Annotated in this window: 16 protein-coding genes and 1 tRNA gene; 6 read left to right on the forward strand and 11 right to left on the reverse strand. The window is 45.7% G+C overall.

All coding sequences use genetic code 11. The annotated features are described in order from the left end of the window. Nucleotides 1–74 precede the first annotated feature (74 nt). The 4 genes from ACYVGR_RS02980 to ACYVGR_RS02995 form a co-directional block, all read right to left on the reverse strand. Nucleotides 75–2,201 carry a polyribonucleotide nucleotidyltransferase gene (locus ACYVGR_RS02980; protein ID WP_460953796.1) on the reverse strand — a complete coding sequence of 709 codons (2,127 nt, stop codon included), beginning with the start codon at nucleotides 2,199–2,201 and terminating at the stop codon, nucleotides 75–77. Nucleotides 2,202–2,392: 191 nt separating this feature from the next. Next, nucleotides 2,393–2,668, reverse strand: a complete 276-nt coding sequence (gene rpsO / locus ACYVGR_RS02985; RefSeq protein WP_182462513.1) for a 30S ribosomal protein S15 — start codon at nucleotides 2,666–2,668, stop codon at nucleotides 2,393–2,395. A gap of 105 nt (nucleotides 2,669–2,773) precedes the next feature. Continuing rightward, a complete protein-coding gene (locus ACYVGR_RS02990) occupies nucleotides 2,774–4,285 on the reverse strand; it encodes an LptF/LptG family permease (RefSeq protein ID WP_460953797.1) in 1,512 nt (503 codons plus the stop codon). Nucleotides 4,286–4,399: 114 nt separating this feature from the next. Continuing rightward, a complete protein-coding gene (locus tag ACYVGR_RS02995) occupies nucleotides 4,400–4,792 on the reverse strand; it encodes an START-like domain-containing protein (RefSeq protein WP_182462511.1) in 393 nt (130 codons plus the stop codon). 109 nt (nucleotides 4,793–4,901) lie between these two features. On the opposite strand from ACYVGR_RS02995, the gene ACYVGR_RS03000 reads away from it, so the two are divergent. Further along, nucleotides 4,902–4,975 (forward strand) — tRNA-Met (locus ACYVGR_RS03000). Nucleotides 4,976–5,280: 305 nt separating this feature from the next. On the opposite strand, the gene ACYVGR_RS03005 is transcribed toward ACYVGR_RS03000, so the two are convergent. Next, on the reverse strand, nucleotides 5,281–6,930 hold the full coding sequence (locus tag ACYVGR_RS03005) for a DUF4980 domain-containing protein (RefSeq protein WP_460953798.1): 1,650 nt from the start codon (nucleotides 6,928–6,930) through the stop codon (nucleotides 5,281–5,283). Nucleotides 6,931–7,094: 164 nt separating this feature from the next. On the opposite strand from ACYVGR_RS03005, the gene ACYVGR_RS03010 reads away from it, so the two are divergent. Next, complete coding sequence (locus ACYVGR_RS03010) at nucleotides 7,095–9,038, forward strand: sensor histidine kinase (protein ID WP_460953799.1); 1,944 nt, start codon at nucleotides 7,095–7,097, stop codon at nucleotides 9,036–9,038. A 25-nt stretch (nucleotides 9,039–9,063) separates the two neighbouring features. Continuing rightward, nucleotides 9,064–10,002 (forward strand): dienelactone hydrolase family protein, encoded by a 939-nt coding sequence (locus ACYVGR_RS03015; RefSeq protein WP_460953800.1) that lies wholly within the window; start codon nucleotides 9,064–9,066, stop codon nucleotides 10,000–10,002. A gap of 495 nt (nucleotides 10,003–10,497) precedes the next feature. Here ACYVGR_RS03015 and ACYVGR_RS03020 read toward each other — a convergent pair whose 3' ends face one another. The 4 genes from ACYVGR_RS03020 to holA form a co-directional block, all read right to left on the reverse strand. Next, a complete protein-coding gene (locus ACYVGR_RS03020) occupies nucleotides 10,498–10,725 on the reverse strand; it encodes a hypothetical protein (protein WP_460953801.1) in 228 nt (75 codons plus the stop codon). A gap of 237 nt (nucleotides 10,726–10,962) precedes the next feature. Next, nucleotides 10,963–11,520, reverse strand: a complete 558-nt coding sequence (locus ACYVGR_RS03025) for a hypothetical protein (protein WP_460953802.1) — start codon at nucleotides 11,518–11,520, stop codon at nucleotides 10,963–10,965. Between the two features lie 121 nt (nucleotides 11,521–11,641). After that, nucleotides 11,642–14,038 (reverse strand): TonB-dependent receptor, encoded by a 2,397-nt coding sequence (locus ACYVGR_RS03030; RefSeq protein WP_460953919.1) that lies wholly within the window; start codon nucleotides 14,036–14,038, stop codon nucleotides 11,642–11,644. A gap of 192 nt (nucleotides 14,039–14,230) precedes the next feature. After that, nucleotides 14,231–15,265: a DNA polymerase III subunit delta gene (gene holA / locus ACYVGR_RS03035; protein ID WP_460953803.1), complete on the reverse strand. Its 1,035-nt coding sequence runs from the start codon at nucleotides 15,263–15,265 to the stop codon at nucleotides 14,231–14,233. Between the two features lie 293 nt (nucleotides 15,266–15,558). Here holA and ACYVGR_RS03040 point away from each other — a divergent pair, with 293 nt between their 5' ends. Both ACYVGR_RS03040 and ACYVGR_RS03045 read left to right on the forward strand, forming a co-directional pair. Further along, complete coding sequence (locus ACYVGR_RS03040) at nucleotides 15,559–17,385, forward strand: CocE/NonD family hydrolase (protein ID WP_460953804.1); 1,827 nt, start codon at nucleotides 15,559–15,561, stop codon at nucleotides 17,383–17,385. A 91-nt stretch (nucleotides 17,386–17,476) separates the two neighbouring features. Then, nucleotides 17,477–18,007, forward strand: coding sequence for a DUF6886 family protein (locus tag ACYVGR_RS03045; protein WP_460953805.1), 531 nt, complete (start codon nucleotides 17,477–17,479; stop codon nucleotides 18,005–18,007). A gap of 165 nt (nucleotides 18,008–18,172) precedes the next feature. On the opposite strand, the gene ACYVGR_RS03050 is transcribed toward ACYVGR_RS03045, so the two are convergent. Both ACYVGR_RS03050 and ACYVGR_RS03055 read right to left on the reverse strand, forming a co-directional pair. Continuing rightward, nucleotides 18,173–19,111, reverse strand: coding sequence for a hypothetical protein (locus tag ACYVGR_RS03050; RefSeq protein WP_460953806.1), 939 nt, complete (start codon nucleotides 19,109–19,111; stop codon nucleotides 18,173–18,175). 267 nt (nucleotides 19,112–19,378) lie between these two features. After that, the gene (locus ACYVGR_RS03055) at nucleotides 19,379–22,237 is read right to left on the reverse strand and encodes a family 78 glycoside hydrolase catalytic domain (protein ID WP_460953807.1); all 2,859 of its coding nucleotides are present in this window, start codon (nucleotides 22,235–22,237) and stop codon (nucleotides 19,379–19,381) included. A gap of 361 nt (nucleotides 22,238–22,598) precedes the next feature. Here ACYVGR_RS03055 and ACYVGR_RS03060 point away from each other — a divergent pair, with 361 nt between their 5' ends. Next, on the forward strand, nucleotides 22,599–24,023 hold the full coding sequence (locus ACYVGR_RS03060) for a DUF5723 family protein (RefSeq protein WP_460953808.1): 1,425 nt from the start codon (nucleotides 22,599–22,601) through the stop codon (nucleotides 24,021–24,023). The last annotated feature ends 63 nt before the right edge of the window (nucleotides 24,024–24,086 follow it).

Below are 24,086 nucleotides of genomic sequence, written 5' to 3' on the forward strand. Positions count from 1 at the left end.
TTACGTTGTCCCCAGTGGAGTCACTATATAACGCTCACTTTTGACGTTGCATTACACAAAAAAGTAACAATCACTTATGCATTTTTGTTCTCCGGCTTCGGTAACAAAACTTTGCGTGATAAACGATACTTTCCTGTCTTTTTATCTACATCAATTAATTTCACCGTTACTTCCTCTCCTACCTGCAGAACACCATCCATTGTTTCTAGACGTTCCCACTTAATTTCGGAAATATGCAATAAGCCATCTTTACCTGGCATGAACTCAACAAAGGCACCAAAGGGCTGAATTGTTTTCACTTTACCTACGTAGGTTTCACCTACTTCTGGTACAGCAACAATGCCTTTTACTCGCGACACAGCCTTATCCATACTCTCTTTGCTGGTAGCAAAAATGCTAACCCAGCCAGCATTATCATGCTCGTCGATGTTCACAACGGCACCTGAATCTTTCTGGATATCCTGAACGACTTTACCACCGGGCCCGATAACGGCACCAATCTGGTTCGTGTCAATCTTGATAACGACGGCACGAGGAGCGTGTGGCTTTAAGTCACCACGCACTTCGGCAATGCCTTTCTTCATTTCACCCAGAATATGCAATCGACCTAAACGTGCCTGCTCCAGTGCCTGGGCTAGTACTTCGTACGATAGTCCATCAACTTTCAGGTCCATTTGGCAGGCTACAATACCCTTTTCGGTACCGGTTACTTTGAAATCCATATCACCAAGATGATCTTCGTCGCCGAGGATATCCGACAATACAGCATACTTATCGCCATCTGAGATAAGGCCCATAGCAATCCCGGCTACAGGCGCCTTGATTTTAATACCAGCATCCATTAGCGCCATCGTACCAGCACAAACCGTTGCCATCGACGATGACCCGTTTGACTCCAGAATATCGGAGACAACCCGGATGGTATATGGATTCTCAGATTCTGGTGGTAATACTTTTTTCAGCGACCGGTGAGCCAGATTACCATGACCAATTTCACGACGACCAGCACCCCGGTTCGGTTTTACTTCGCCGGTAGAAAAACCGGGGAAATTGTAATGCAACAGGAATTTAGCGTATCCCTGGTACATTGTTTGGTCAACAATCTGCTCATCCGTTTTGGTACCGAGCGTTGCTGTTGTTAATGATTGCGTTTCACCACGAGTAAACAGAGCTGACCCGTGTGGGCCAGGCAGAATACCCGCTTCGGCCATAATCGGACGAATTTGATCCAGTTTACGACCATCCAGACGAACACGCTCATCTAGTACCAACCGACGCGACGCTTCCCATTCCAGATCGTGGAAATAGGTTTTTATTAAACCTACATTCACTTCTGAACCTTCTGGAAACGAAGCAATGTATTCGTCACGAATTGCTTTTGCAGCTTCAGAACGACCTTTTTTACTCGGGTTCTGTTGGCTAACAGCGGCATAAATCTTATCGTACGTAGCTGCTCGAACAGCTGCGCGCAACTCTTCATCGTGCGTTTCATGATTGTATTGACGTTTTTCGGTCTTTCCTACTTTTACCGTCAATTCTTTCTGAGCAGCACACTGAACCTTGATCGCTTCATGAGCAACTTTAAGTGCTTCTACAACTTCGGCTTCTGAACATTCGTCCATTTCGCCTTCCACCATACAAATATCTCTTTCGGTAGCAGCCACAATCAGATCAATCGTAGCGCGTTCGAGATCAGACGTTTTTGGGTTAATCTTATACTGTCCGTCGATTTTAGCAACGCGTACTTCAGAAATTGGCCCATTGAATGGAATATCTGATACTGCCAGAGCCGATGAAGCAGCCAGAGCCGCTAAGGCATCAGGCTGAACTTCGGCATCAGCCGAAATCAGGGTAATCATTACCTGCGTGTCGGCATGGTAATTCTCGGGGAAGATAGGCCGCAAAGCGCGGTCCACTAAACGGCTAATCAGGATTTCGTGATCGCCCAGGCGACCTTCCCGTCGTTGAAAACTTCCTGGAATCCGACCAGCAGCCGCAAATTTTTCTTGATAATCAACAGACAAAGGAAGGAAATCAACTCCTTCTTTGGCATCTTTACTCGATACGACAGTTGCCAGTAGCATTGTGTCGCCTAATCGTACAACCACCGCCCCATCGGCCTGTCGGGCCATTTTTCCGGTTTCGATGGTAATTTCCCGCCCGTCGGGCAGCGCAACGGATTGCGTGGTGATTTGAAACATACAACAGATTTTGAATACGTCCTCTTACAGCTTTAAACCGCTTTAACAGCCTGGCATACCAATGGCTATCAACCGTTTCCGGATTTTGTAAACTAATAAATTTTTAACAGGTTTTCACCACTTTCCTATAGAAACTACAAAAATGAGGGAATCTACTAGTTGTAGATTCCCTTTTTTTGTGAAGTCGCCGATTACTTCCGCAATCCTAGCGCGGCCAGAATAGCCCGGTAACGCATGATGTCTTTTTTCAGGAGGTAGTTCAGCAACCGCCGACGCTTACCTACTAATTTTAAAAGACCCAGTTGGGTGCCGTAATCGTGCTTGTGAACTTTCAGGTGAGCAGTTAAATGACTGATCCGGTAAGTGAACAGCGCGATCTGGGATTCGGCCGACCCGGTGTCCGTTGCGCTTTTGGCATGGCCCGAGGTAGAGAATATCTCCTGTTTTTTTTCGGTCGTTAGATACATCTTCAGACAGCTAATAAAATGAAAAATTGAATTTGGGTGCAAAGATAGCAAAAATAGTCGATAGTCACTAGGAATATATCAATAGTTTCTGTAGCTGACAGCCATTTAAACCTGATGACTAACCACTGACGACCGACGATCTTTAAAAGCCGCAACTCTCCGCTTTAACTTTTCCCAGGCTATTACATACACATCCTTATCAAACAGGCGTGAGTCGTGCCGGGCACGTTGCATCAATAGAAGCCCAATTGGCAATAGAACGATATTAGCCATCCAGGCACCCACAGGCACCCAGAGGAGCCCTTCTTTGGCATATTTGTCGCCTGTGATCGTCAATACGTATAAGAAAATAAAGAAGACGATGGCAATAAGTACAGGCACCCCAAAGCCTCCTTTCTTGATAATAGCACCCATCGATGCACCAATCAGAAACATGATAAAAATCGAAATCGACTGAGTGAATTTGTGATGCGTTTCTAACTGATATTTCCACACACCTTTCTCTTTCTCAGTCAGATACGTCACGTTAGATGTTGAATACGATAGAATGTTTTGTGCCTGACTCAGGGCCGCCTGCGCTAAATCGGGGATTGCAATAGCTCGTTTTTTCAGGACAGAGTCAACCCATTTTCCATCCTTCACTACTTTTTGTCGAAGAGCCGCATCTGCTTTAAATTGGTAATTGTAATATTGGCGCGAAGTGCTGGCTACATTCAGACTTGTCTTCGTATAATCTTTCCGTAACGAGTCTGTCAACGTCGACAGTTCGTTCAGATTCTTCATGTATTCGTGATACTCAAACTGGTTCTCATCCGTCCGTTTAATCCCGAATGATTCCATACTGATTACCAACCGATAATCCTTAAAGCCATTCCGCATAAACTGCGCTCCTTGATTAGGTGCGCCTGCGGTAAAACTAAAGCTATTATTATCTGAATACTCTTGATAATCATTCCCGTTGAAAAGCTGGAAAACAAGGTAAGATCGATCCTTATCCATGAACATTCGCCCTGAATCAGCCAGAATAATTTCGCGATTACCAGCTTCCAGTCCAGTCGTTGAATGCTTGTAAATAACCAGCCCCTTCAACAAATCGCCGTTTTTACTGTCTTTGGGTCCTTTAATCTTGTGATCTACTTTGATACTATAACCAGGCAAATCGTTATAAAAAATGCCTTCTTTCAGATTCAATGTGGCTTTTGCGGTTTTGATATCATAGAGCAGGCTATACCCTTTCAGGTTTGCCCAGGGTGAGACCGAATTGTTGAACCAGAAGGAAAATATACTAATACCGACTGCCACAATCAGCAATGGCTGCATAGCTCTTGTGAGAGAAATTCCAGCGCTTTTGAGAGCCGTCAATTCAAAAAATTCGCCGAGATTTCCGAACGTCATCAGCGACGACAGCAAGACGGCCAATGGAAGAGCGGTTGGTATAGTTAGGAGGGCAAAGTAAAAAAGTAATCGACCAAAGGTAGCCAGGTCTAGATCTTTGGTAACAAAATCGTCAATATAAAACATCAGCAGCCGCATCAGAAAAATAAAGATGACGACAGTGAGGGTCAAAAAAAACGGCCCCCAAAACGAGCCGAGTATTAATTTATCAATCTTTTTCATGTACGAGATTACGCTCCTTTCTTCGCTGCTATGCCGGGATGCCAGAGCAATACGAATTACGATTTACTAACATATATAACGTCATAAATCGTCTAAAGTAATTCGTAAATAATGTTAACTCCCTACAATTTCCTTCAGTTTATCAATTAAACCATCCCAAAGGTCTTTCAGTTCTTCTTCATCGGTTGTGCTGGAGTAGTCAGTGACACGTAGAAACGTCGACTGTGTTAATTCACTTTGATCGACTCGAAAATCAACGTAGTTATTATCGCTCTCGTTATCGTCTGTATTTAAAAACTCAAAGCGCACCCCTTTATTTTGCCTCATAGACACCTGCCGAGCAATATGGCTTTCGTTATCCCATTGAAAGTCGAATCGCTGTTCGGGCATCGTATTGACCTTGCTGGCAAACCATTGCGAGAGGCCCGATGCCGTGCTGATGTACGGGAACAGCATTTTGGGAGATGCCCGAAGTTCGTACTCGGTGATAAATTTCAATTTCTCCATAACTTATTAGACTAAAGGGGTCATTGGCAAAGGTAAACGATTTTTTTTGCGAAAGTCAACGCCATTTTTTGTTTAAAGAGGATTTTTCCCTACTTTTGTGGAATCAAACGGCGGGGTAGCTCAGATGGTTAGAGCGTAGGATTCATAACCCTAAGGTCGGCAGTTCGATCCTGCTCCCCGCTACTTAGTTTTAAAAGCCCTTTACTTTTCTGTAGAGGGCTTTTTTATTTCCCCAAGATAACCGAGCGTCTTCAACCGGCGCTATAAAACTTTACCTTTTTTGCTAAAAGTATTCATTTAATAGGATTCTGCCGAACATTCCAGCAGAGATTTTTCTGTTAGTCCGAATTTCATAAAATAACCAGATCCATTCTTTCTCAATAGGCCAATTGCGAATTCCTCCAGGCGACTAATCAATATCCCCCTGACAGTCACCATACTGTCAGGGGGATATTGATTAGTCGTTGACAGAGACGCCAGAGGTCAATTTATTTCCAGATTGATTGAGCGGTGTATAGCGCCAACTCTTTCACGTCAATAGCAGTACCCCAGAAATGAAGTCCCTCACTGCTTCCTGAAACTGGCTTCCTTTCCAGAGAGTACGAATAAGCCCCACCATCAATAAATACTTCTATGGACGTGCGATCAACATAAATATCGGCCATGATCTCCATGCTGGTCATATTTTCGGGCGAATAGAAAACTCCATTTACCCGGTTACTATTCATGTCATAATCCAGCACCCGCTGTCCGAATAACGACAATCCCGCACTCGTGGCATGCGACAGTTTCAGCGTCGTCTTGATCCGAAAGCGATCTAACGAGTTAACCGATTTTAATTTCTCATTAGCCTCAGCAGCACTCAGTCCCGAGCTTTGCAGCGCCTTCTCGAACAACGGTTCTGTTTCTTTTACCGGTATACTACTTAAACGTAAGCCATTTTTGGTTGTATGAAGTTTTAGCTCGGTGGGCAGTAACATCATATTATTAAACGGCATCCCCGGCTGCGCAATACGCCCCCAGCCAATTTGAATGCGTCGGGGATCATTTTGGGGCATATTGGCGAATGTCTGTGCGGCATAGATAGTCCCTGTAACGTAATAATGTTTGCCCGATTCGGGTGTGAACGTTTTCCCATCGAACGAGCCAATCATATACGTAGCAGATGCCCCATGCATCACCCATTTCGTTTTCTTAGTATCACCATCAATTGGCAATTCGAATAAATCAGGGCATTCCCAAAAACCAGTTACGTGACTTTCGTATCGCCACTCCTTCATGTTCTTCGAGGTATAGATCGAGTGCCCATCCCGTTCGTTTAACACCATCACCCAATGCTTTCCGGGAGCATACCAAAATACGCGAGGATCGCGGGTGTCTTTGCTGTTCCACTTCTCTTTAGAATCAATCAGTGGGTTCTTCGCATATTTTGTCCAGGTGCGGCCTTTGTCCAGACTATAGGCCATACACTGAATTTGTTTTTCGGGATTATCGACTGTGTAGAATGCAACCATAGCCGGTGTATCGCCCTGATTAAAGCCGGCAGTATTGGCATAATCAATCACAGTCGAACCCGAAAACATGGTACCTAAACTATCAGGTGAGAGCGCAGTCGGCAATTCTTCCCAGTGAATCATATCGCGACTTACGGCATGCCCCCACGACATGTTTTCCCACTCTCGTTCATAGGGATTGTGTTGATAAAAAAGATGATACTCACCAGCATAATAGATCATGCCGTTAGGATCGTTTATCCATCCCCGGCGGGTTGAGAAGTGATACTGAGGCCGGTTCTTCTCCCGATACAACGAATCCTGACCCGCAATTTTATCGGCCTGATAGATTTTCGTCAGCCCTTCGCGGCTGCCATCGTATTGAATAGTAATGGTTTTTCCCTGAAGCCCCGCCATATCGCAAAACACCCAATAGTCGGGTTCGCCAGCGGCAAGTCGTATCTTGAAAGAGCGCTCCTGCTTATTATTAACCAGGAATTTCATTGTCCCCCGGTTTTGAGTTTGCGCTATGGGCAGGTTCAGATATCGTTTGTTAATCGTCATGGACACAGACTGTGCGTAAAGAAATTGGCTGACAGAACTGGTCAGGACGACTAGCGTAATGAGTTTTACTAGTGATTTCATCGTCAATTAAGTAATTAGGAGCTGAAGGACTTAATTTAGAATTTATACTTTTATTAGGACTTTCGCAGGGAGCCATGCCGCAGTGAAGTATATCGTGTGTTAGTAAACACGATCGGGTGTTGTGGGAAAGAACCTGCCTGATTTTCATTTATCAATTTTAGCTTATGAAACAGCCTTCAATTTCTTATATAATCGTTCAGGTTACGCTGTTTCTAACCATATCAATACGTCCTTTACAAGCACAGGTTATTCATCTAGATAGCCTGACTCTCGACTTACCACAGTCTAGCAGAACTGATATCGGCCGGTTGAAGTCAGCCTTGAGTCAACCCATTTACTCAGCACAAACGGCCGATTCGCTGCTTACCCGAACCCGCCAACTGGCCTACCTCCCCGGACAAGTCATCGCACTCTGCCAATTGGCAGGAATCCGATTACAACAGCAGCAAAACCAGCAGGCCACTGCCCTATTGCAGGAGGCTAGTCAACTAGCTGAACAAATTCGCGATTTAAGAGAATCGGTATGGGCCATGAATCAGGTTTCCAGAATTCAACGCATGAGCAGTCGAGTTGCGCCCGTTTTTTCTGCCTCCTTTGCTAACGTGCTGGAATCGCTGGGAGTAGCCATGAAGATCAGTTCATCCATGATAGCAAAGAATAAATCCCGCTCATTTTCTACTGAAATGAACGCTCAGATCGATAAACGGCAATCTGATCGGCGTTCCATTCCACCAAATCCGTTCGATTATATAACACCAATACCGGGAGCTGACTATAATCCACTACAGGGACACCATTTTCACTTTAAGCCGGACATTGTTGATCGTCTGCTCGATACGCTGATTCGTTTTGACAAAAGCAGTCCACGCGTAGTTATCAAACTCTCCGAGCAACGAAAACGACGGGATTCGAGTCAGGCAATGAGTAAGGCGTATGCCAAGGAAGGAGATTATGCTAAGGCTTATCAGTATTTTTTGCAATACAGTGCGTATAAAGACAGCCTAACCGCTGAAACCACTACCCGACGCCTAGCCTCGCTGAGATACAAACAAAATCTACTCAAGAAAGAAGCCCAGATCAAGCTGCTTACCAAAGATCGCCAATTACGCGAGCAGGAGTCGAATCGCCAGAAACAGTTTGTCCTGGTTCTTGTCGGTGTCATTACCCTCCTCATTGGGTTTTCGCTCATTCTGACCCGTAACAATCGAGCCAAACAGCTGGCTAATAAGCAACTAAACGAACAGAAAGAAGCCCTTCAACAGGCGCTTGTGGAGTTAAAAACGACTCAGGCCCAACTTATCCAATCCGAAAAAATGGCTTCATTGGGCGAATTGACCGCTGGTATCGCGCACGAAATTCAGAATCCGCTGAACTTCGTTACTAATTTCTCGGAAGTCAGCACAGAGCTGGTCGACGAATTAAAAGAAGGGCCGTTCCAAAATTTGCCGGACTCGGAGAAGGAGTACGCGGATGAAATACTAGGTGATTTGACCCTAAACCTTCAGAAGATTACGCACCACGGAAACCGGGCTTCGTCAATCGTTAAAGGAATGCTGGAACACTCCCGAACTTCAACCGGCGAACGTGCCCCCACCGACTTGAACGATCTGTGCGACGAATACATGCGGTTATCCTACCACGGATTACGTGCCAAAGACAAGACCTTTAACGCAGAACTAAAAACCGACTTTGACCCACTCGTCGATAAAATCGATGTGATACCGCAGGATTTAGGCCGGGTGCTGCTCAATCTGTTGAACAATGCTTTTTATGCTGTTTCAGAAAAGAAAAAACAACAGCCCAATCATTACCAGCCATCCGTAAGCATCAGCACAAAACGACTGGAGAATCAGGTGGAAATCCGGATAGTGGATAATGGCACCGGTATCCCCGAAGCGGTTAGAGACAAGATTTTCCAGCCGTTTTTTACCACAAAGCCGAGTGGTTCGGGCACGGGACTGGGCCTTTCTCTTTCCTACGATATCATTACCAAAGGGCATAATGGATCACTACAGATGCAGAGTCAGGCCGATGTAGGTACCGAGTTTATTATTTTGCTTCCGTCAGATAAAAAATCGGGCCCATTCACTAATGCGAAACCCTTCTAATTTCCTCCTTTAAGCGTCTTTTAGTATGACGGACAATTCATTTTTTCAAGCAGGAATCTCCAGCAAGTCAAAGCAACGAAAGGAACTGTATCAGTTGTTAGGCAAACTCCCTAATCGACAACGCCCCATAACGGTGGAGCTTATTTCCACCCAGGAAAGCGATGAGTTAATTACAGAAAAACTCCTTCTGGATATCAATGGGATTGAAAAAGTACCCGCCTATTTTACGAAGCCTAAGAATCGTCCCGGCAAACTTCCCGTAGTTTTATTTAATCATTCTCATTTCGGCCAGTATGAAGTAGGAAAAAATGAATACGTGTTGGGCAGGCCCGAAATGCAGAAACCTCCTTACGCCCTTGCGCTGGGTCGAGCGGGTTACGCGGGCCTATGTATTGATAGCTGGTGTTTTGGCGAACGCCACGGACGCAGCGAAATGGACACCTTTAAGGAGATGCTTTGGAATGGTCAGGTATTGTGGGGGATGATGGTGTATGATCATTTACGAGCGCTGGATTACCTGCACACCCGATCGGACGTCGATACAGGTCGTATCGCTACGATGGGTATGTCGATGGGCAGTACCATGGCCTGGTGGCTAGCCGCTTTGGACGAGCGTATTAAAGTCTGCGTTGATCTGTGTTGCCTTACCGATTACCAGGCCCTATTAGAAGCCAGAGGACTTGGCTTACATGGCATCTACTACTATGTTCCGGGTTTACTGACACAATTTACCACGAGTCAAATCAATGGACTGATTTCACCCCGCCCCCATTTTAGTCTGGCCGGGCGATTCGATCCCTTGACACCACTGGCAGGTCTCAAAAAAATTGATCAGCAACTAACTGAAATTTATCGGCACGATGGCGCATCAAACGCCTGGAAATTAAAGATTTACGAAAGCGGGCATCAGGAAACAGAAACCATGCGGGCTGATATTATGGCTTTTTATGAGCAATGGCTATAAACCGACGCAACCTTAACGTCTGTTCGTCCGTATGTTGAGCGAGTGGGCGTCACACTTTGGGTCGAAACTTATTGTGGCGAAAGTTAGATTTGGGAGAAAAACGCTGGAACTTATAGCTCCGGCGTTTTTTGTGCCTCTGGCCTGATCTATAAACCGGCTTCTTTCCACACCATTTTTCTTATTTTCAAAAGATTCTCTATTTATGAAAAAACTGAGCTTATGCCCTACTATAAGGCATCGATTGGCTCAATTATTGCTCCTTAATTAATGTTCATTGCCGTCTGTTTACAGATTTCAATGAGCTACATATATGGGTATATGGGAAACGCTGACTCAATTGGGTCAGCGTTTTTTTGTCATCTCTGGTAATTGTTACCTTTTAGCAGAAATTAAGTCTTGATAAGTACGTTTCCCAATCCCATATAGTCATTCATAGAAACAGCCCGCCAAACCTGGCGGGCTGTTTCTATGAATGACTAGCCGCAAAAAAAGCGATTAATCAACACGTTTCTGTAAGCTTTTCCGCACTTTATCGGCCGCGGCTAAATCCATCAGCGTAATATTTGCACTCTTTCTAAGGGTAGGCGATGCGGTCAAAATTTCAGTTGCCATTTTAATCAGTAGGGCTGCCGTGGCCGCCCCGTTCACTTTCCGACGGATAGTGCGGGCCGGGGTAGCTTTAGCTGCATGAGACGCTAGCGTGTGCAGGTGAATTGACTCCATTTAGCTTAAAATTTGGTTGTTTACGTTCTTATTTAAGAACAAAATAAACGCAACTTTCCGCATAAAAACAGCTACTATTTACGCAAAAAAACTAGTCATTCACAAGAGCAACCAACTCATTCTAAGCACTATATCCCATAAAAAGCAATTAATTTTAGTACTGATGATTTTGTATGGCGGCAGCGGCCGACCGTCCCGATGGGGGAAAATGATTGAAGCTAAATATGCTTGCTTACATTAATTGACGACCACCGGGAAATTGGTGTCTAAGTCTGATGAGCCTGGCGTGGCAGTGCCATTTTTAACATTCGGCTGGTGCCGTAGCACAACGTTCAATTTGCCAGATCCGGCAGCGCCTGTTTTCACTTCAATCGTTAGCCCAATCGGGTAAGGACCCGGCGATGGATTCGTGTCCCGATCTGTCAGCGTTACCGTTAACAGATTCGAAGGCGTAGTTGTATATACGAACAGGTGCTCATTGGCTTTTTCCCTGATTTCTTCCGTAGCATCCAGCACTGGCGTTTTCGTTTTATCCAGCAGTCCAATAACACCCGTATAAGTCGTATTCGCTTTCAGGTTGAGGGTTGCTTTGCTAAAATCAGCCGTAGTATTCAGGTTTTCGATCGTTGCCGTTACGCTCTCCGTTGGCGTGGCCTTGTTCGTCAGCGTGAGTGAAGCGGTTGTAATGGCCTCATTATCATCGGTAGGCGCTACGTTTTGTTCATCTTTACTACAGGCTCCAGCGAGTAAGGCAATGCAGGCGAGCCAGATAACTTGATTTTTGACGTACTTCATAACTGACAAATGTTAAACGTGAAACTAGGTTGTAATTAATTGAGAATGTAAGGACATAGCTACGCCACGGTTAGCCTTTTAGAAGACTATGGCAACGCATTTTTCAAATTCCGTCAGGAATTCAGGTATTTTTGGATAATGAGAAAGGCAGCTTCACTTTCAGCATGATATTCCTCCCCGGCTCATCGGCGAAATAGCGAAATCGGTTCAGGTAATCCCGATACGCTACGTTAGCCAGATTGGTGCCGCTGAGAATGACACTCATCGGCTGCCTACCTACCTGAGTTACAAAACCCAGTTCGGCACCAAGCAGAAAATACGCAGGGGGTGGAGCCGTAAAATCGCCCGTAAAAATAATCTGCCCATTTTCCTGACGACTCGTTACCGCAGGCGCTCGGTTTTGCCGGGCCACGTACAAGCCACTCACTGAGACATAGAGATTCGACAATTTCCCCCATTTCTCCCAATCGTAGCGCAGGCTATTGTCCGACCGGTTGGGCGGAATAAAGACTAGGTAACTATGATCGGTCTGGTTGTAGGCAAACAGCAGTGAATTTTTGGTCGTTACGGTTAGCTGATCCGTCAGTTTGTAATTCAAGGTGGCGTCAATACCCCGAAACGTAGCGCGTACTTGTGTGTAGGTGTATGATGGGAAAGCTCCCCGTTGCCGGACGATCGGGACCGAATCTGGCTTCAGGTAGATGTAATTATTAATCAGGTTGTTATAAGCCCCAATTTCACCGCTCAGTCGCTTACCGGTATAGGCTAACACTAGGTTACCATTATAGGCTTGCTCGGGCTGAAGGTTCGGATTACCTCGTTCGTAGGCTACGGCACTTTGGTGTAACCCATTGGAATACAGATCGGCAACATTGGGTGCCCGCCAGGCCGTGCTTAGGTTAGCCGTTAGCGTTAAGTCAGGACGAAGTTGATAAGCTAGCCCCAACGAGCCATTGGCATTTTGCCAACTGTGCGTCTCGTTGTAGGTCTGCTTGGTGGCATCATCCAGAAAATAAGCCCGCAACCACCGATAATCATACCGCAATCCGCCCTCGATAGTCCAGGGACCAACAGCATAGCGTTCAATAGCGAACAACCCCGCCCCATAGTTCCGGAAGTTCGGAATCAAAAACAGATATTGCCGAACATTGCCCTGCGTGATCCCATTAAAACCAAGGCTACCTGACCACTGCCCTACCGATTTTGTTTTGATGGGTGCATGTTCCCAAACCAGATCCATCGTTTGAGATTCCAGCTTGAGGTATAATTCGGGCGTTAGTATGCCACTAAATGAAACATAGTCATACTCTCGACGCTGATTTTTTTGCCAGGCATAAGTCGCCGTCAGTTCTCCCCCACGACTGGAATGAAGATAGGCTCGCACTTTCAGCATATCGTGTTGCACATCCTGATAAGGACGACCAAGCGAGTAGGAAAATCCAGGTTGCGACAATGGTTCCGTACGCTGGAGAGCGGCATATAAATCAGCCAAACTACTCACCTGAGCCCCCGTAAAAAGCCCAACTTTGGTGTCGAACCGGCTGAAAAACACCTCAGCCCCCCATCGCTTATGGTCGTAATGCAAATCGCCCGAAAAGTTGTTTTCGTGATAGCTGGTGTTTTCCAGATAGTAGTTGGGCGTTCGGACATAACCAGAGCGTTTTACCGTACCCTGCAATCGCCAGCTCAGCCCCGCTAATTTCTTACTAAATACCCCTTCCAGCATTCCGGAGGCTACTCCTAAGCCTCCATTGGTTCCACCAACGACGTTTACTTCCCCGCCGATACCGGGCCGCGTAGGCATCGCTTTGGGCTCGACTAGGATTACCCCGCCAATGGCATCGGAACCGTAGCGAATACTGGCCGCCCCCTTAATGACCGTCAGGCGAGACGCCAGAAACTGATCAATCTGCGGGGCATGTTCGGAACCCCATTGCTGGTCTTCCTGCCGAATCCCATTGTTCAGGATAATGATTCGGTTACTGTACAATCCATGAATAACGGGTTTAGAAACACTAGGGCCAGTCTGAATCGAATACAAACCCGCCAGCGATTTCAAGCTCTCGCCCAGCGACTGACCGCGTGTTTGATCAAGCGCTGCGCCCGATAAACTAACCTGCGTTTGCAACAATTGCTGGGCTTCTGAACGGTGCTCCGTAACAACAACTTCCTGCAACAACTGATTGTCGGATGCGAGCTGCACGGTGGCTAGCGTTAGTAATGAATCGCTCCCAACCGTTATAGAGACTGTTTTCGTTTTATAACCAACAAACTGATAGTCAAGTGTATATTTACCAGCGCACAGTCGATTGATCCGGAAAGAACCCACAGAGTCAGCAACTGAGCCGGTTTGCAATTCGCGGACATAAACCGTTGCTCCTACCAGCGGCTCGTGCGTATCCAATCCTAAAATCTGGCCCTGAGCTACTTTAGTACACGTAGCCGATTGTGCCCAACCGACTGAAATCACGTTGGTTACTATCCAAACCCATAAACCGACTTTCCAATAGGTATGCATCAAGCTTTTTCTCAAACTGATTTCAAGGCTTCCTTCAAATCATTTATGCAACAACGTTGCAATATTAACTAAAAATATGAGAAGCCGCTTTATTTTCGATTGATTGCCTGATATTTTTGTTAAATCCTGCAAGTCAAAAACGCAAAAAGCCCCTGATAGTCAGCGGCTTTTTACATTTCAATAAATTTTCAACTAATGCAGAATTTCAAAGACTAGTTCGCGCAGAATATCGCCTTCCGTCATGGTTGGCGTGTCAATACCTTTGCTTTGGGCATCGGCCCGACGGATGGAGTGAATAATATCAGCCACCTTTGGCAATGGAAACGTACGGGCTGCCGAGAGATAATCTTTCACGAAAAACGGATTCACTCCGAGTAATGGGGCCAGCCCTTTATCGCTCTGATCTTTCGAAGCCTGAACCAGTAAGACCTTGCTGAAATAGCCAAAAAGCTGCGCCAGAATAACGACCAGGGGATTGTCCTTCGGGTTTCGTCCGAAATAATCAACAATCTGATTCGCCTTCACCACATCGCGTTGGATAAGAGCTTTTTGCAGCTCAAAGACATTGTATTCTTTACTAATGCCAACCAATCGCTCAACGGTTGCGGCCGAAATCTCTTCACCCACATGGAGATTAATCAGAATTTTGTCGATTTCGCTCGCCAACCGCTTAAGGTCGTTGCCAATGTGATCGGCCAGGAGCTGACAGGCTTTAGGGCTAACTTTTGCCCCCTGTTCGCGGCAGTACTCTCCTACCCAATCGGGTATCTTGTTGTCGTATAGCTTTTTAACACCTAACAGTTTGCCTTTTGCTCCGAACGCTTTCACCCAGGCTTTTCGCTCGTCGAGGGCTGGTTTGCCGTCTTCCCGCGTATAACAGAGCATCAGAATGGTACTGGAAAGCGGATTCAGCGCATAATCTTCGAACAGCGTTTGGGCCGATTTATCGTTGATGCCATTCATCTGTTGGGCTTCTTTCACGAGCACCAACTGTCGCTCGGCCATGAATGGATAGCGTCGGGCATAGTTCAGAACGGCACCGGCATCCGTATCTTTCCCGAACAGGACAAACTGATTAAACCCTCGCTCAGCCACCGGAACCGCCACTTTTTCAAGCTCCTCAGCAATACGATCAATGTAATAGGGTTCGTCGCCATGAATCAGATACACAGGGGCAATCCGTTTGTTACGGATGTCTTTCAGGAGAGCGTCAACAGCAGGAATCAAAACGGTATTCGGTTTATGGTATTTGGCAACTGGTAGTGCTGAGTATTTCTTTTCATACTCACCGGGTTAAAACCCGGCGCAAAAACAACAGAATAAAATGAGCTGCGCCGAGTTTTAACCCGGTGAGTATGAAAAATTTCGTCGATTAATTAGTTCAATTGAATAAAACCTGACATCACAAAAATAACGCTTACCAGACATTTATGCCGAATTAATACGCCAGAACACGATTCATGCAAAAAGTAGCTCTGTGTTTTTTATATTTAGCTCTTCACTCCCAGACACTTCACTCAATGCACAAACATCTCCGCTGGTTCGCCATTTTCTTTCTTGGTTTATCCCTTCATGCCATCGCCCAAACACCTAGCCCATACCAACGTCGGGAGGTAATGATTCCAATGCGCGATGGCGTTCGGTTGAATACGGTAATCTACACGCTCAAAAACAGTAAAGAAGCGTTACCGTTTCTGCTGACCCGCACACCCTACGGCGTAAGCGAAACCCAGACACCTGACCGTATCCAGTACGTAAAAGACATGGCCGACGACGGCTATATTTTTGTGTATCAGGATATTCGTGGGCGCTATAAATCGGAGGGCACGTTCGAAATGCAGCGCTTTACCCGAGATAAGAAGAACCCAAAAGCCATCGACGAAAGCACGGATACTTACGATACTATTGAATGGTTGCTGGCGAATGTCCCGAACAACAACAAGAAAGTAGGCATGTACGGGATTTCATACGCAGGTTGGACAACAGCCATTGCAGCCATTGATCCACATCCTGCTCTGGTGGCCGTTTCGGAGCAGGCAACTCCCTCCGATATGTATTTGGGCGACGATTTTCATCACAATGGCGCGTTTCGATTGAGTTACGGTTTCGAATATGCTTTCATGGAAGAAGCGACTAAAACCGATTCGTTGTTTCCATTTCCCAGTTATGACACTTACGACTGGTATCTGAAATTAGGTCCATTATCAAACGTTAACAAACTGTATTTCAACGGGAAACTACCAACCTGGAACGACTTCGTAAAACACCCGAATTACGATTCGTTCTGGCAGAAACAATCGCTTATTCATCGCATTGATAGTAGCCCCAAAATACCGACCATGAATGTAGCAGGCTGGTGGGATCAGGAAGATTTTTATGGCCCCCTAAAAGCCTATCAGCTTTGGGAAAAGCAGGATCAGGGGCACAAAAACTTTCTGGTGGCCGGTCCCTGGAATCATGGTGGTTGGGGTCGAAGTGACGGCAGTACCTTAGGAAATATCAAGTTCGATACAGCCACCTCGGTTACGTTCCGAAAGGAGATTCAGGCCCCTTGGTTTGCGTACTACCTGAAAGGGAAAGGCGCTGGAAATTTTGCTGAAGCCGTTACGTTTCAAACGGGTTCAAATACCTGGAAACGCTACGAAACCTGGCCACCGAAAGAAGCCACGAAGCGGAACCTCTATTTTCAGGCTAACGGCAAACTGTCGTTCGATGCCCCCAAAGCACCAACTGGTTCCGATGCGTATGTGTCTGACCCAGCGCACCCTGTCCCCTATCGTACACGACCGATTGAAGCTACTTACGGACCGGGTTCTCGCTGGCGCACCTGGCTTACTGAAGATCAGCGGTTTGTACACAATCGCCCGGACGTACTCTCCTGGGAAACAGACGTTTTAACGGACGATATAACCGTAACGGGCGAGGTATTGGCCAAACTGTTTGCCGCTACAACCGGAAGTGACGCCGATTGGGTTGTTAAGTTGATTGATGTATATCCAGCCCACGATCCGAAGCAACTCGCCATGAGTGGTTATCAACTGATGGTAGCAAACGACGTTTTCCGAGGTCGTTTCCGAAACAGTTTTGAAAAACCAGAAGCCATTCAGCCCAACAAAACCGAAACCTACTCGATTGACCTGCATTCCATCAATCACGTGTTTCGAAAAGGCCATAAGCTGATGGTGCAAGTCCAAAGCACCTGGTTCCCAATCATCGACCGGAATCCGCAAAAGTTTATTCCAAACATTTTTGAAGCGAAAGAGAGCGATTATCAAAAAGCCACACACACCATTTTCCGCTCGGCGGCCTATCCATCGCATCTGGAGTTAAGCGTAGTTGGGAAGTAAGGGCGTTTTTGGGCAATTACTCTGCCTTTGTTCTGTATAATCAATATGGTCTGAGTTAACAATCATCTATCCAAGCCGAACACCCCAACTCGTGCAGCCTAATCGATTATTTCACATCAGTGAAAACCCGACTATTAAGGTTTTTGAGCCGAGACCATCTCCGTCTCATTTTGATTCTATTCATGGGGATGTCGTGTTTGCAATTAGCGAAACGCGCTTGCACAATTACCTGTTTCCTAGAGATTGCCCAAGAGTAACGTTTTATTCCAAAGACAGTACGTCAGAAGTTGACAAGGAAAAATTTCTAGGCAATACAACCGCATCATTCATCGTCGTACTGGAAAATAAATGGCTTGAGACAATAGAAAAAGCCCAGCTTTATTGTTATGAATTCCGCCCCGACAATTTTGTCTTACTCGACGAAGGCGCTGGCTATTATGTCTCTTATAAAAGCGAAACACCTTTATCCATGCGAATTATAAAAAATTGTTTAGAGGAATTAGAAAAGAGACCTATTGAGGTGCGCTTTGTAGAAACGTTGTGGCCCTTAGCTCAAGAAGTAGCTGCGTCTACCTTGCAATTTTCCTTAATCCGAATGCGAAATGCAGTACCTGAATCTTGAACAGTAAAATTGCTTGTTTTTGCTATTCCGACTATAGGAGACATCTCAAAGTTCCCATGGGTTAAGTTTAAGATTCCTCCTATAGTCGGAATAGCAAAAAGTAACGGTCTTTAAACGTAAGTACAATTATCGGCTCTAATAATCAATGTAATAATCTACTACTACCTATCGTCGGAAAGTCGGGCATTTGATCATGGATGGCGGAATCAGGTAATGAATGGAAAGCTGGGCCAGTATGTAAAAATCATTACCCGGTAGCCCTCGCCTAACATCCGGAGAAACAGTATATAAGGTTGCTAAGGCCTTGGTTCGATCATCGCCCGTACGAGCAGCAATGGGCTCCGCCCGTCGATCTGACATTGTAGCCGACAGGGCCGACGGTAAATCACCCGGATTGGGGTAAAAGCCACTTACATCATCGAGATAATCCGTGAATGTGTAGCGAAAGCTGATTTCAGCGGCCAAGTTCAGGCTCTCCGTAAGTTGCCAGCGCATGCCCGCACCAACCGGTATAGCGGCTGTAAGCAACGAATAAGGCTTAGCATAACCAGGTTGCCCTTGCCCTTCCGTGCCCAATGGTTGTAAAGCGACCCAATCTCCTAAAGAACCGTCGGCATTGACAGGAGTCCTCGCTTTAGGGTTGTGTGCCACCAGTGCTACACCAAGTGTCAGATAGGGAGTAAAGGATGGTCGTTGATTTGGGCGACGGCCCTCAGGAATAAATTGATAGATACCACTCAAGGCTAGCTCTTTAAGATCATTCCGAAAGTGAAGATTCCGCTGAAATTGAGCGGGATGCCCATTCGGTTCGTCTTTATTAAATGTATAATCATCTCCAGCTAACCGAACTAAGGTTAAGGATGCCCGAGCAGAAAAGCTGGGTGTAAGATGACGGGTGAAGCTCCCTCCTACGTTCCAGCGGGGTGACAATGAAAAACTTTGAAACGCTTGATTAGGTGGCGCCAATTCTCCCAGATAGAACGATGCTCCTCCAGCGAGGCCCACTTCAGAAAACGGAATAAATTGTGAATTACCGCGACGCTGCGCTTGCGCATCAGGCAGGCAAAAAAACGCTATGCAAAACATAGCCGGTACTAATTTCATAGACATACAATTCGGTTGGTACCCAAATAACGCGAAATGGGTCCTTAATGCCACAAAGTTTGGAAAATTTGTAGCGATTACGGTACTATAGCCGATAAGAAATGGCGTTTTTCTCTTTAGTAACGGCAATAGTCGCTGTATGTATATAAATTGAAAAGAGCTACTTTAACGTTTGTATGGACTACTGTTTACTCATATTCGTTTTTTGAGAAAGGCTATTAATCAAGCTAAATCTTTGGGATTTAGCTTGATTAATAGCCTTCGTCCTTAGTTTTGAGACGTGAATTGATACACACCTGAGCCGATCTCAACAGGCAAGTAGCCGCCTTTATAATCTTTTACAGTTATAGCCGAATTCGTTTTTATGGCTCTGCCACCCTCTAAAACGGTCGTAGGCTTTACAGTTGGAATGAAAACTGTGGCTACGGTATTGGTAGGCACGGTAACCTGCAACTGAATGGAGGAGCCATCTTTTTTCCAGGCTGTTGTAATCGTTCCGTTGATGGAATGGTAAGTTGCTTTTACTTGCTTAATACCCAGTCGGGCAATTTCGGGTTTGATCGTAAACGTTCGATATCCAGCTTCTTCAACCTGAATGCCGGCGGCATACTCAAAAAACCACTCATTTACGGAGCCAAAGGCGTAATGGTTAAAGGAATTCATGCCCGCATTGTTCTCGAAGCCTTTCCCCTTGATGTAACTATTCCAACGCTCCCATATTGTATTGGCACCATTGACCACTTCGAACCCCCAGGAAGGATATTCTGTACTTAACAATAAATTGTACGCTTCATCGCTATGCCCCGTACTCGATAAGGCAGGTAATAGTGGCTTCACCCCTAAAAAACCAGTTGAGAGTTTGTTATTATTCGCCTTGATAAGCTCTACCAGCCAATTGCCTGCCTTTTGGGTCAGGTCTGGTTTAAGCATATGCATGTAAATCGCATTGGCATAAGCGGTTTGGGTATGTCCGGCAAAACCCATGTCTCCATCTACATAGCCATCTCCATTCCCATACGCAGCACTATTCGTTTTAAACTTCCCGGTTTCGTTGGTGTAATGCGCCAGAAATGCCTGTTTGATCTTCGCAAAAATAGTCGTGTAATACGCCGACTCATCCTGTTTGCCGATAGCCTTGGCCATTTCGGCCATCATAGAAGCCACGTAGCCATAGTACATGGTTGCCAGCATGTCGGGAGGTGTTTTCTTACCCACCGAAAGCCAGTCGCCAAAACCACCTTTAGGGGAAATTTCGTCAAAGCTGCCTTCCTTGTAAACATAGTCGCCTTTACTCTTTGCTTCCATAAACTTGAGATAAGCCACCATATTTGGCCAGAACTCCCGAATTACTCGGGTATCTCCGTACGTTTTGTAAATCGTATACGGGCAAATAATCCCGGCCTCCGACCAGCCCGGCGAATACGTATCTGTTTTTCGAACGTTGGGCGCGGGGGCATAAATTGGATAGGAGTGATCGGCTCGTTGTGCGTCGTTTAAATCAACCAGCCATTTTGTGTAAAAAGCCGAAATATCATTATTGAAAGTAGCCGACTGAACATAAGCCTGTGCATCCCCTGTCCAACCCAATCGTTCATCGCGTTGTGGGCAATCTGTCGGAACATCAAAATAATTGGACCGTTGTGTCCACACAATATTCTGGTACAGCTTATTAATTAGTGGATTATCTGTACTAAACAAACCAGTTGAGGGGGTAGCAGAGGTCAATACAATGCCTGTGATAGCATCTAATCCTGGAGGGGTTTTGAACCCAGAAACTTCTACATACTGAAAACCATGATAGGTAAATTTTGGCGTCCAGGTTTCACCGTCCTTACTACCCTTAAGAATATACGTGTCCGTAGCACGAGCCTTCCGTAAATTCTCGGTCATTATTTCCCCATTTGGGAATAACACTTCGCCAAATCTCAATCGAATGGTGTCTCCTTTGTTGCCTTTAACTTTAAGCCGCACAACGCCCGCAAAGTTTTGGCCTAAGTCAAAAAGGTATTTCCCGCCAGATTTTGGCGTAACGGTTTTCGCTTTTAATTCCTGAAAAACCTGAATCGGATTTCCAGGATAAACCTCAATCTTCCGCTCTGATTTATCTGGAAAAATGAGGCTATTTTTCCAGTTCACATCATCAAAGCCAACCTGACTCCAGTTATCAAAGTCTAGATTGGCATTGTGCGTTTCGCCATTTAAGATATCGGCTTCAAGGATTGGGCCATGATTTGTTTTCCAGCTTTGGTCGGTAGCTATAATCTCTTTCTCCCCATTGGTATAGTCTACTTCCAGTTGCGCCTTTAGCAATGGAACACTTCCATAGAAATTCCGCACAACTGGATTGCCCACCAGCAAGGCGTACCCAAGATAACCAGCATACCAACCATCGGACAGAATAGCACCCAGTGCATTTTTACCCGTCTTCAGATTGGTCGTAACATCGTAGGTTTGATAATAAACCCGCTTGTTGTAATCGGTCCAGCCCGGTGTAAAGTAATCTTTCCCAACGCGCTTACCATTGATTTGAAATTCATATAAGCCCAGCGATGTAACGTATAATCTTGCTCGCTTAATGGGTCCTTTCAGTTGAGTTTCTTTTCTAAAAAACGGCGCAGGGGGCAAATGATACGTTTTCCCTTTTCCTAAGGCCGTTAAGTCATTTCCAATCCATTCGGCTTTCCAGTTGGATTTAGTCAGCAGGCCCATTTCCCATTTGGCAATGGCGCTCCAGGGGCCAGGTTCGCCATTTTTATCCCAACTCCGAACCTTCCAAAAACAAATAGCCCTGGCAGCCAACGGCTTACCCGCATATTCCACTTGATTAGTAGCATTGCCCGTAACTTTATTGGAATTCCAGAGATCGGCCTTATCTGAAGCTAATTGTTCCAGCGATGAAGCAACCAGAAGTTGATAGGCCGTCTGTATCTGGCCTCTTATCGTAGAGGTCAACTCCCAACTTAAGCGAGGTTTTCCAACATCGGTCACCGGGTTTACTTTGTATTCGGTACGTAGATTGGCTGGCTTTAAATCTGAGGCCATAACAACCGATTTAGCCCCCAATTGGAGGGTAATAATACAGGCAATGAACAGCACAGCCTGCGCTTTAGACCGAACAAAAATCATGAATTAGTCAGGGATTACTACCTAAGAACATCCGTTATATATGGATTAATATACTGCCCCTGGAAAGGTTCGATAAGTAACAAAACTACTGTATAAAAAGACTTTCATATCCGAATTTACCGAACGTCGATAAGCCATTACTAGAACACAAAACAGCCGATTTCGTAATTTGTAGAAATGAACCGACTCTTCGGTTACCAAAGCTTATTCTACGAAAAGTACAAGTATTACCCAGCTCTGTTTGAGGCAACAAAAGGAGGGTATTTTTACCACTCACTCAAAATAAATCCAGTATTATCTAACCCTGGCGTTGGATTTGCGTTTCTTTTGTAGAACGCTTTTCCATTCATTAATTCATTTCATGAAGTATTCACTCAGTTTAGGGCTGTTTTTACTGCTGGCAACGGTCGGTTTTTCCCAAAACCTGCTCGGGATTTCGACCAGTCGCTATGGAGGAACAAATCGCCTATATATTAACCCTGCTTTAGCTGCCGACTCCCCTTCAAAGTTCTATTTGAACGTATTTACAGGCAATGGCCATGTGGATAACAACTATGTTCGCTACCAGGCTCCCTTTTCCTTACTCAGTCTAGTTACGGGCACTGTACCGGCCCAATATAAGAATTCAAACGGGACCATTAAATTTGAGCAAGACTATACCCAGGAGATGCTAAATGGCAGAGCAAAAAGCGGGACGGTCTCGGGTGAAATTCGTGGTCCTTCTTTATTGATGAAAGCCGGAGAACGGGGGGCCTTTGCTATTACAACCCGCTTTCGAGCCGTGGGTCAGGTCGTTGGGGCTTCGGAGCCACTGCTATCGGCCTTACGAGCCAGTTTGAACGACGGTGCTTTGTATAGCATCCCAAGCACCAATAATAAATTCAATGCCAATTCCAACACCTATGCCGAATTAGGTTTAACCTACGCTGGGACTGTTCTGGAAGGTGATGGTCGTAAGCTTCTTTTAGGGGCAACTGCAAAATTTTTGCTCGGCTATAATGGTCAGCAATTGATTAATCGGGATATGAACTACCGCATAGTACAGGACCCTGCTAATGCAAATAATGCTTATCTGGAAGTCAACAAACTGGATGCCACCTTTGCCTACACGAATTATCTTCAGGATCGGCAACTAACCCCCTCTACTTTATTTAGTTCTTCGGTACCTGGCCGGGGCTTCGGCGTTGACATTGGCCTGACTTATATTGACCAATACGATGCCGAAAGTCCGGCCTTGAAATTAGGCATCGCACTAACCGATGTTGGCGGTCTGACTTATAAGGGGCAGGAATACAGGTATACCGATATTGGGACCAATCCCGTTAAGTTTCGCAGTAGCGACTTCAATAACCTTAACGGCACCAGTTCCATTATTAAGGTTATCCAGAATAAATTAAATACTGGCCGAAAACCCGACAATACTACCTTTAGAGCAGGCTTACCAACTTCGTTGAACTTAACCGCCGACTATCAGTTACCCAGTGGATTCGGTATAAACCTGACGTATTTGCAGGACGTGCGGGCGTTACAGGCAACCGCTATTCATCAACCAACAATTATAGCGGTTACGCCGAGGTTCGATGCCCGCTGGCTCAGCCTGGCAATGCCTGTTGCTTATCTGAATGGTGGGCTAACCGCAGGGGGGTCTATACGGGTTGGGCCAGGTTGGTTAGGGACCGATAATTTTCTGGGCCTGATCGGCACAAAATCCAACGGTATTCAGCCCCGTGGCTTAGATATTTATGCGGGCTTAGCATTTGGTATTGGGCGAGTTAACGAGGAATAAAGTTGCGACTACGGTGAAATTAATGCTTGGCGCGATTCATCAAAGCCAGTAAATCCATCTCTC

The organism is Spirosoma litoris (assembly GCF_054776755.1).

Excerpts from the sequence above, each read along its gene's own strand:
- ACYVGR_RS02980 (WP_460953796.1), bottom strand. The coding sequence starts at position 2,201 with ATGTTTCAAATCACCACGCAATCCGTTGCGCTGCCCGACGGGCGGGAA.
- rpsO (WP_182462513.1), bottom strand. The coding sequence starts at position 2,668 with ATGTATCTAACGACCGAAAAAAAACAGGAGATATTCTCTACCTCGGGC.
- ACYVGR_RS02990 (WP_460953797.1), bottom strand. The coding sequence starts at position 4,285 with ATGAAAAAGATTGATAAATTAATACTCGGCTCGTTTTGGGGGCCGTTT.
- ACYVGR_RS02995 (WP_182462511.1), bottom strand. The coding sequence starts at position 4,792 with ATGGAGAAATTGAAATTTATCACCGAGTACGAACTTCGGGCATCTCCC.
- ACYVGR_RS03005 (WP_460953798.1), bottom strand. The coding sequence starts at position 6,930 with ATGAAATCACTAGTAAAACTCATTACGCTAGTCGTCCTGACCAGTTCT.
- ACYVGR_RS03010 (WP_460953799.1), top strand. The coding sequence starts at position 7,095 with ATGAAACAGCCTTCAATTTCTTATATAATCGTTCAGGTTACGCTGTTT.
- ACYVGR_RS03015 (WP_460953800.1), top strand. The coding sequence starts at position 9,064 with ATGACGGACAATTCATTTTTTCAAGCAGGAATCTCCAGCAAGTCAAAG.
- ACYVGR_RS03020 (WP_460953801.1), bottom strand. The coding sequence starts at position 10,725 with ATGGAGTCAATTCACCTGCACACGCTAGCGTCTCATGCAGCTAAAGCT.
- ACYVGR_RS03025 (WP_460953802.1), bottom strand. The coding sequence starts at position 11,520 with ATGAAGTACGTCAAAAATCAAGTTATCTGGCTCGCCTGCATTGCCTTA.
- ACYVGR_RS03030 (WP_460953919.1), bottom strand. The coding sequence starts at position 14,038 with ATGCATACCTATTGGAAAGTCGGTTTATGGGTTTGGATAGTAACCAAC.
- ACYVGR_RS03040 (WP_460953804.1), top strand. The coding sequence starts at position 15,559 with ATGCACAAACATCTCCGCTGGTTCGCCATTTTCTTTCTTGGTTTATCC.
- ACYVGR_RS03050 (WP_460953806.1), bottom strand. The coding sequence starts at position 19,111 with ATGAAATTAGTACCGGCTATGTTTTGCATAGCGTTTTTTTGCCTGCCT.
- ACYVGR_RS03055 (WP_460953807.1), bottom strand. The coding sequence starts at position 22,237 with ATGATTTTTGTTCGGTCTAAAGCGCAGGCTGTGCTGTTCATTGCCTGT.
- ACYVGR_RS03060 (WP_460953808.1), top strand. The coding sequence starts at position 22,599 with ATGAAGTATTCACTCAGTTTAGGGCTGTTTTTACTGCTGGCAACGGTC.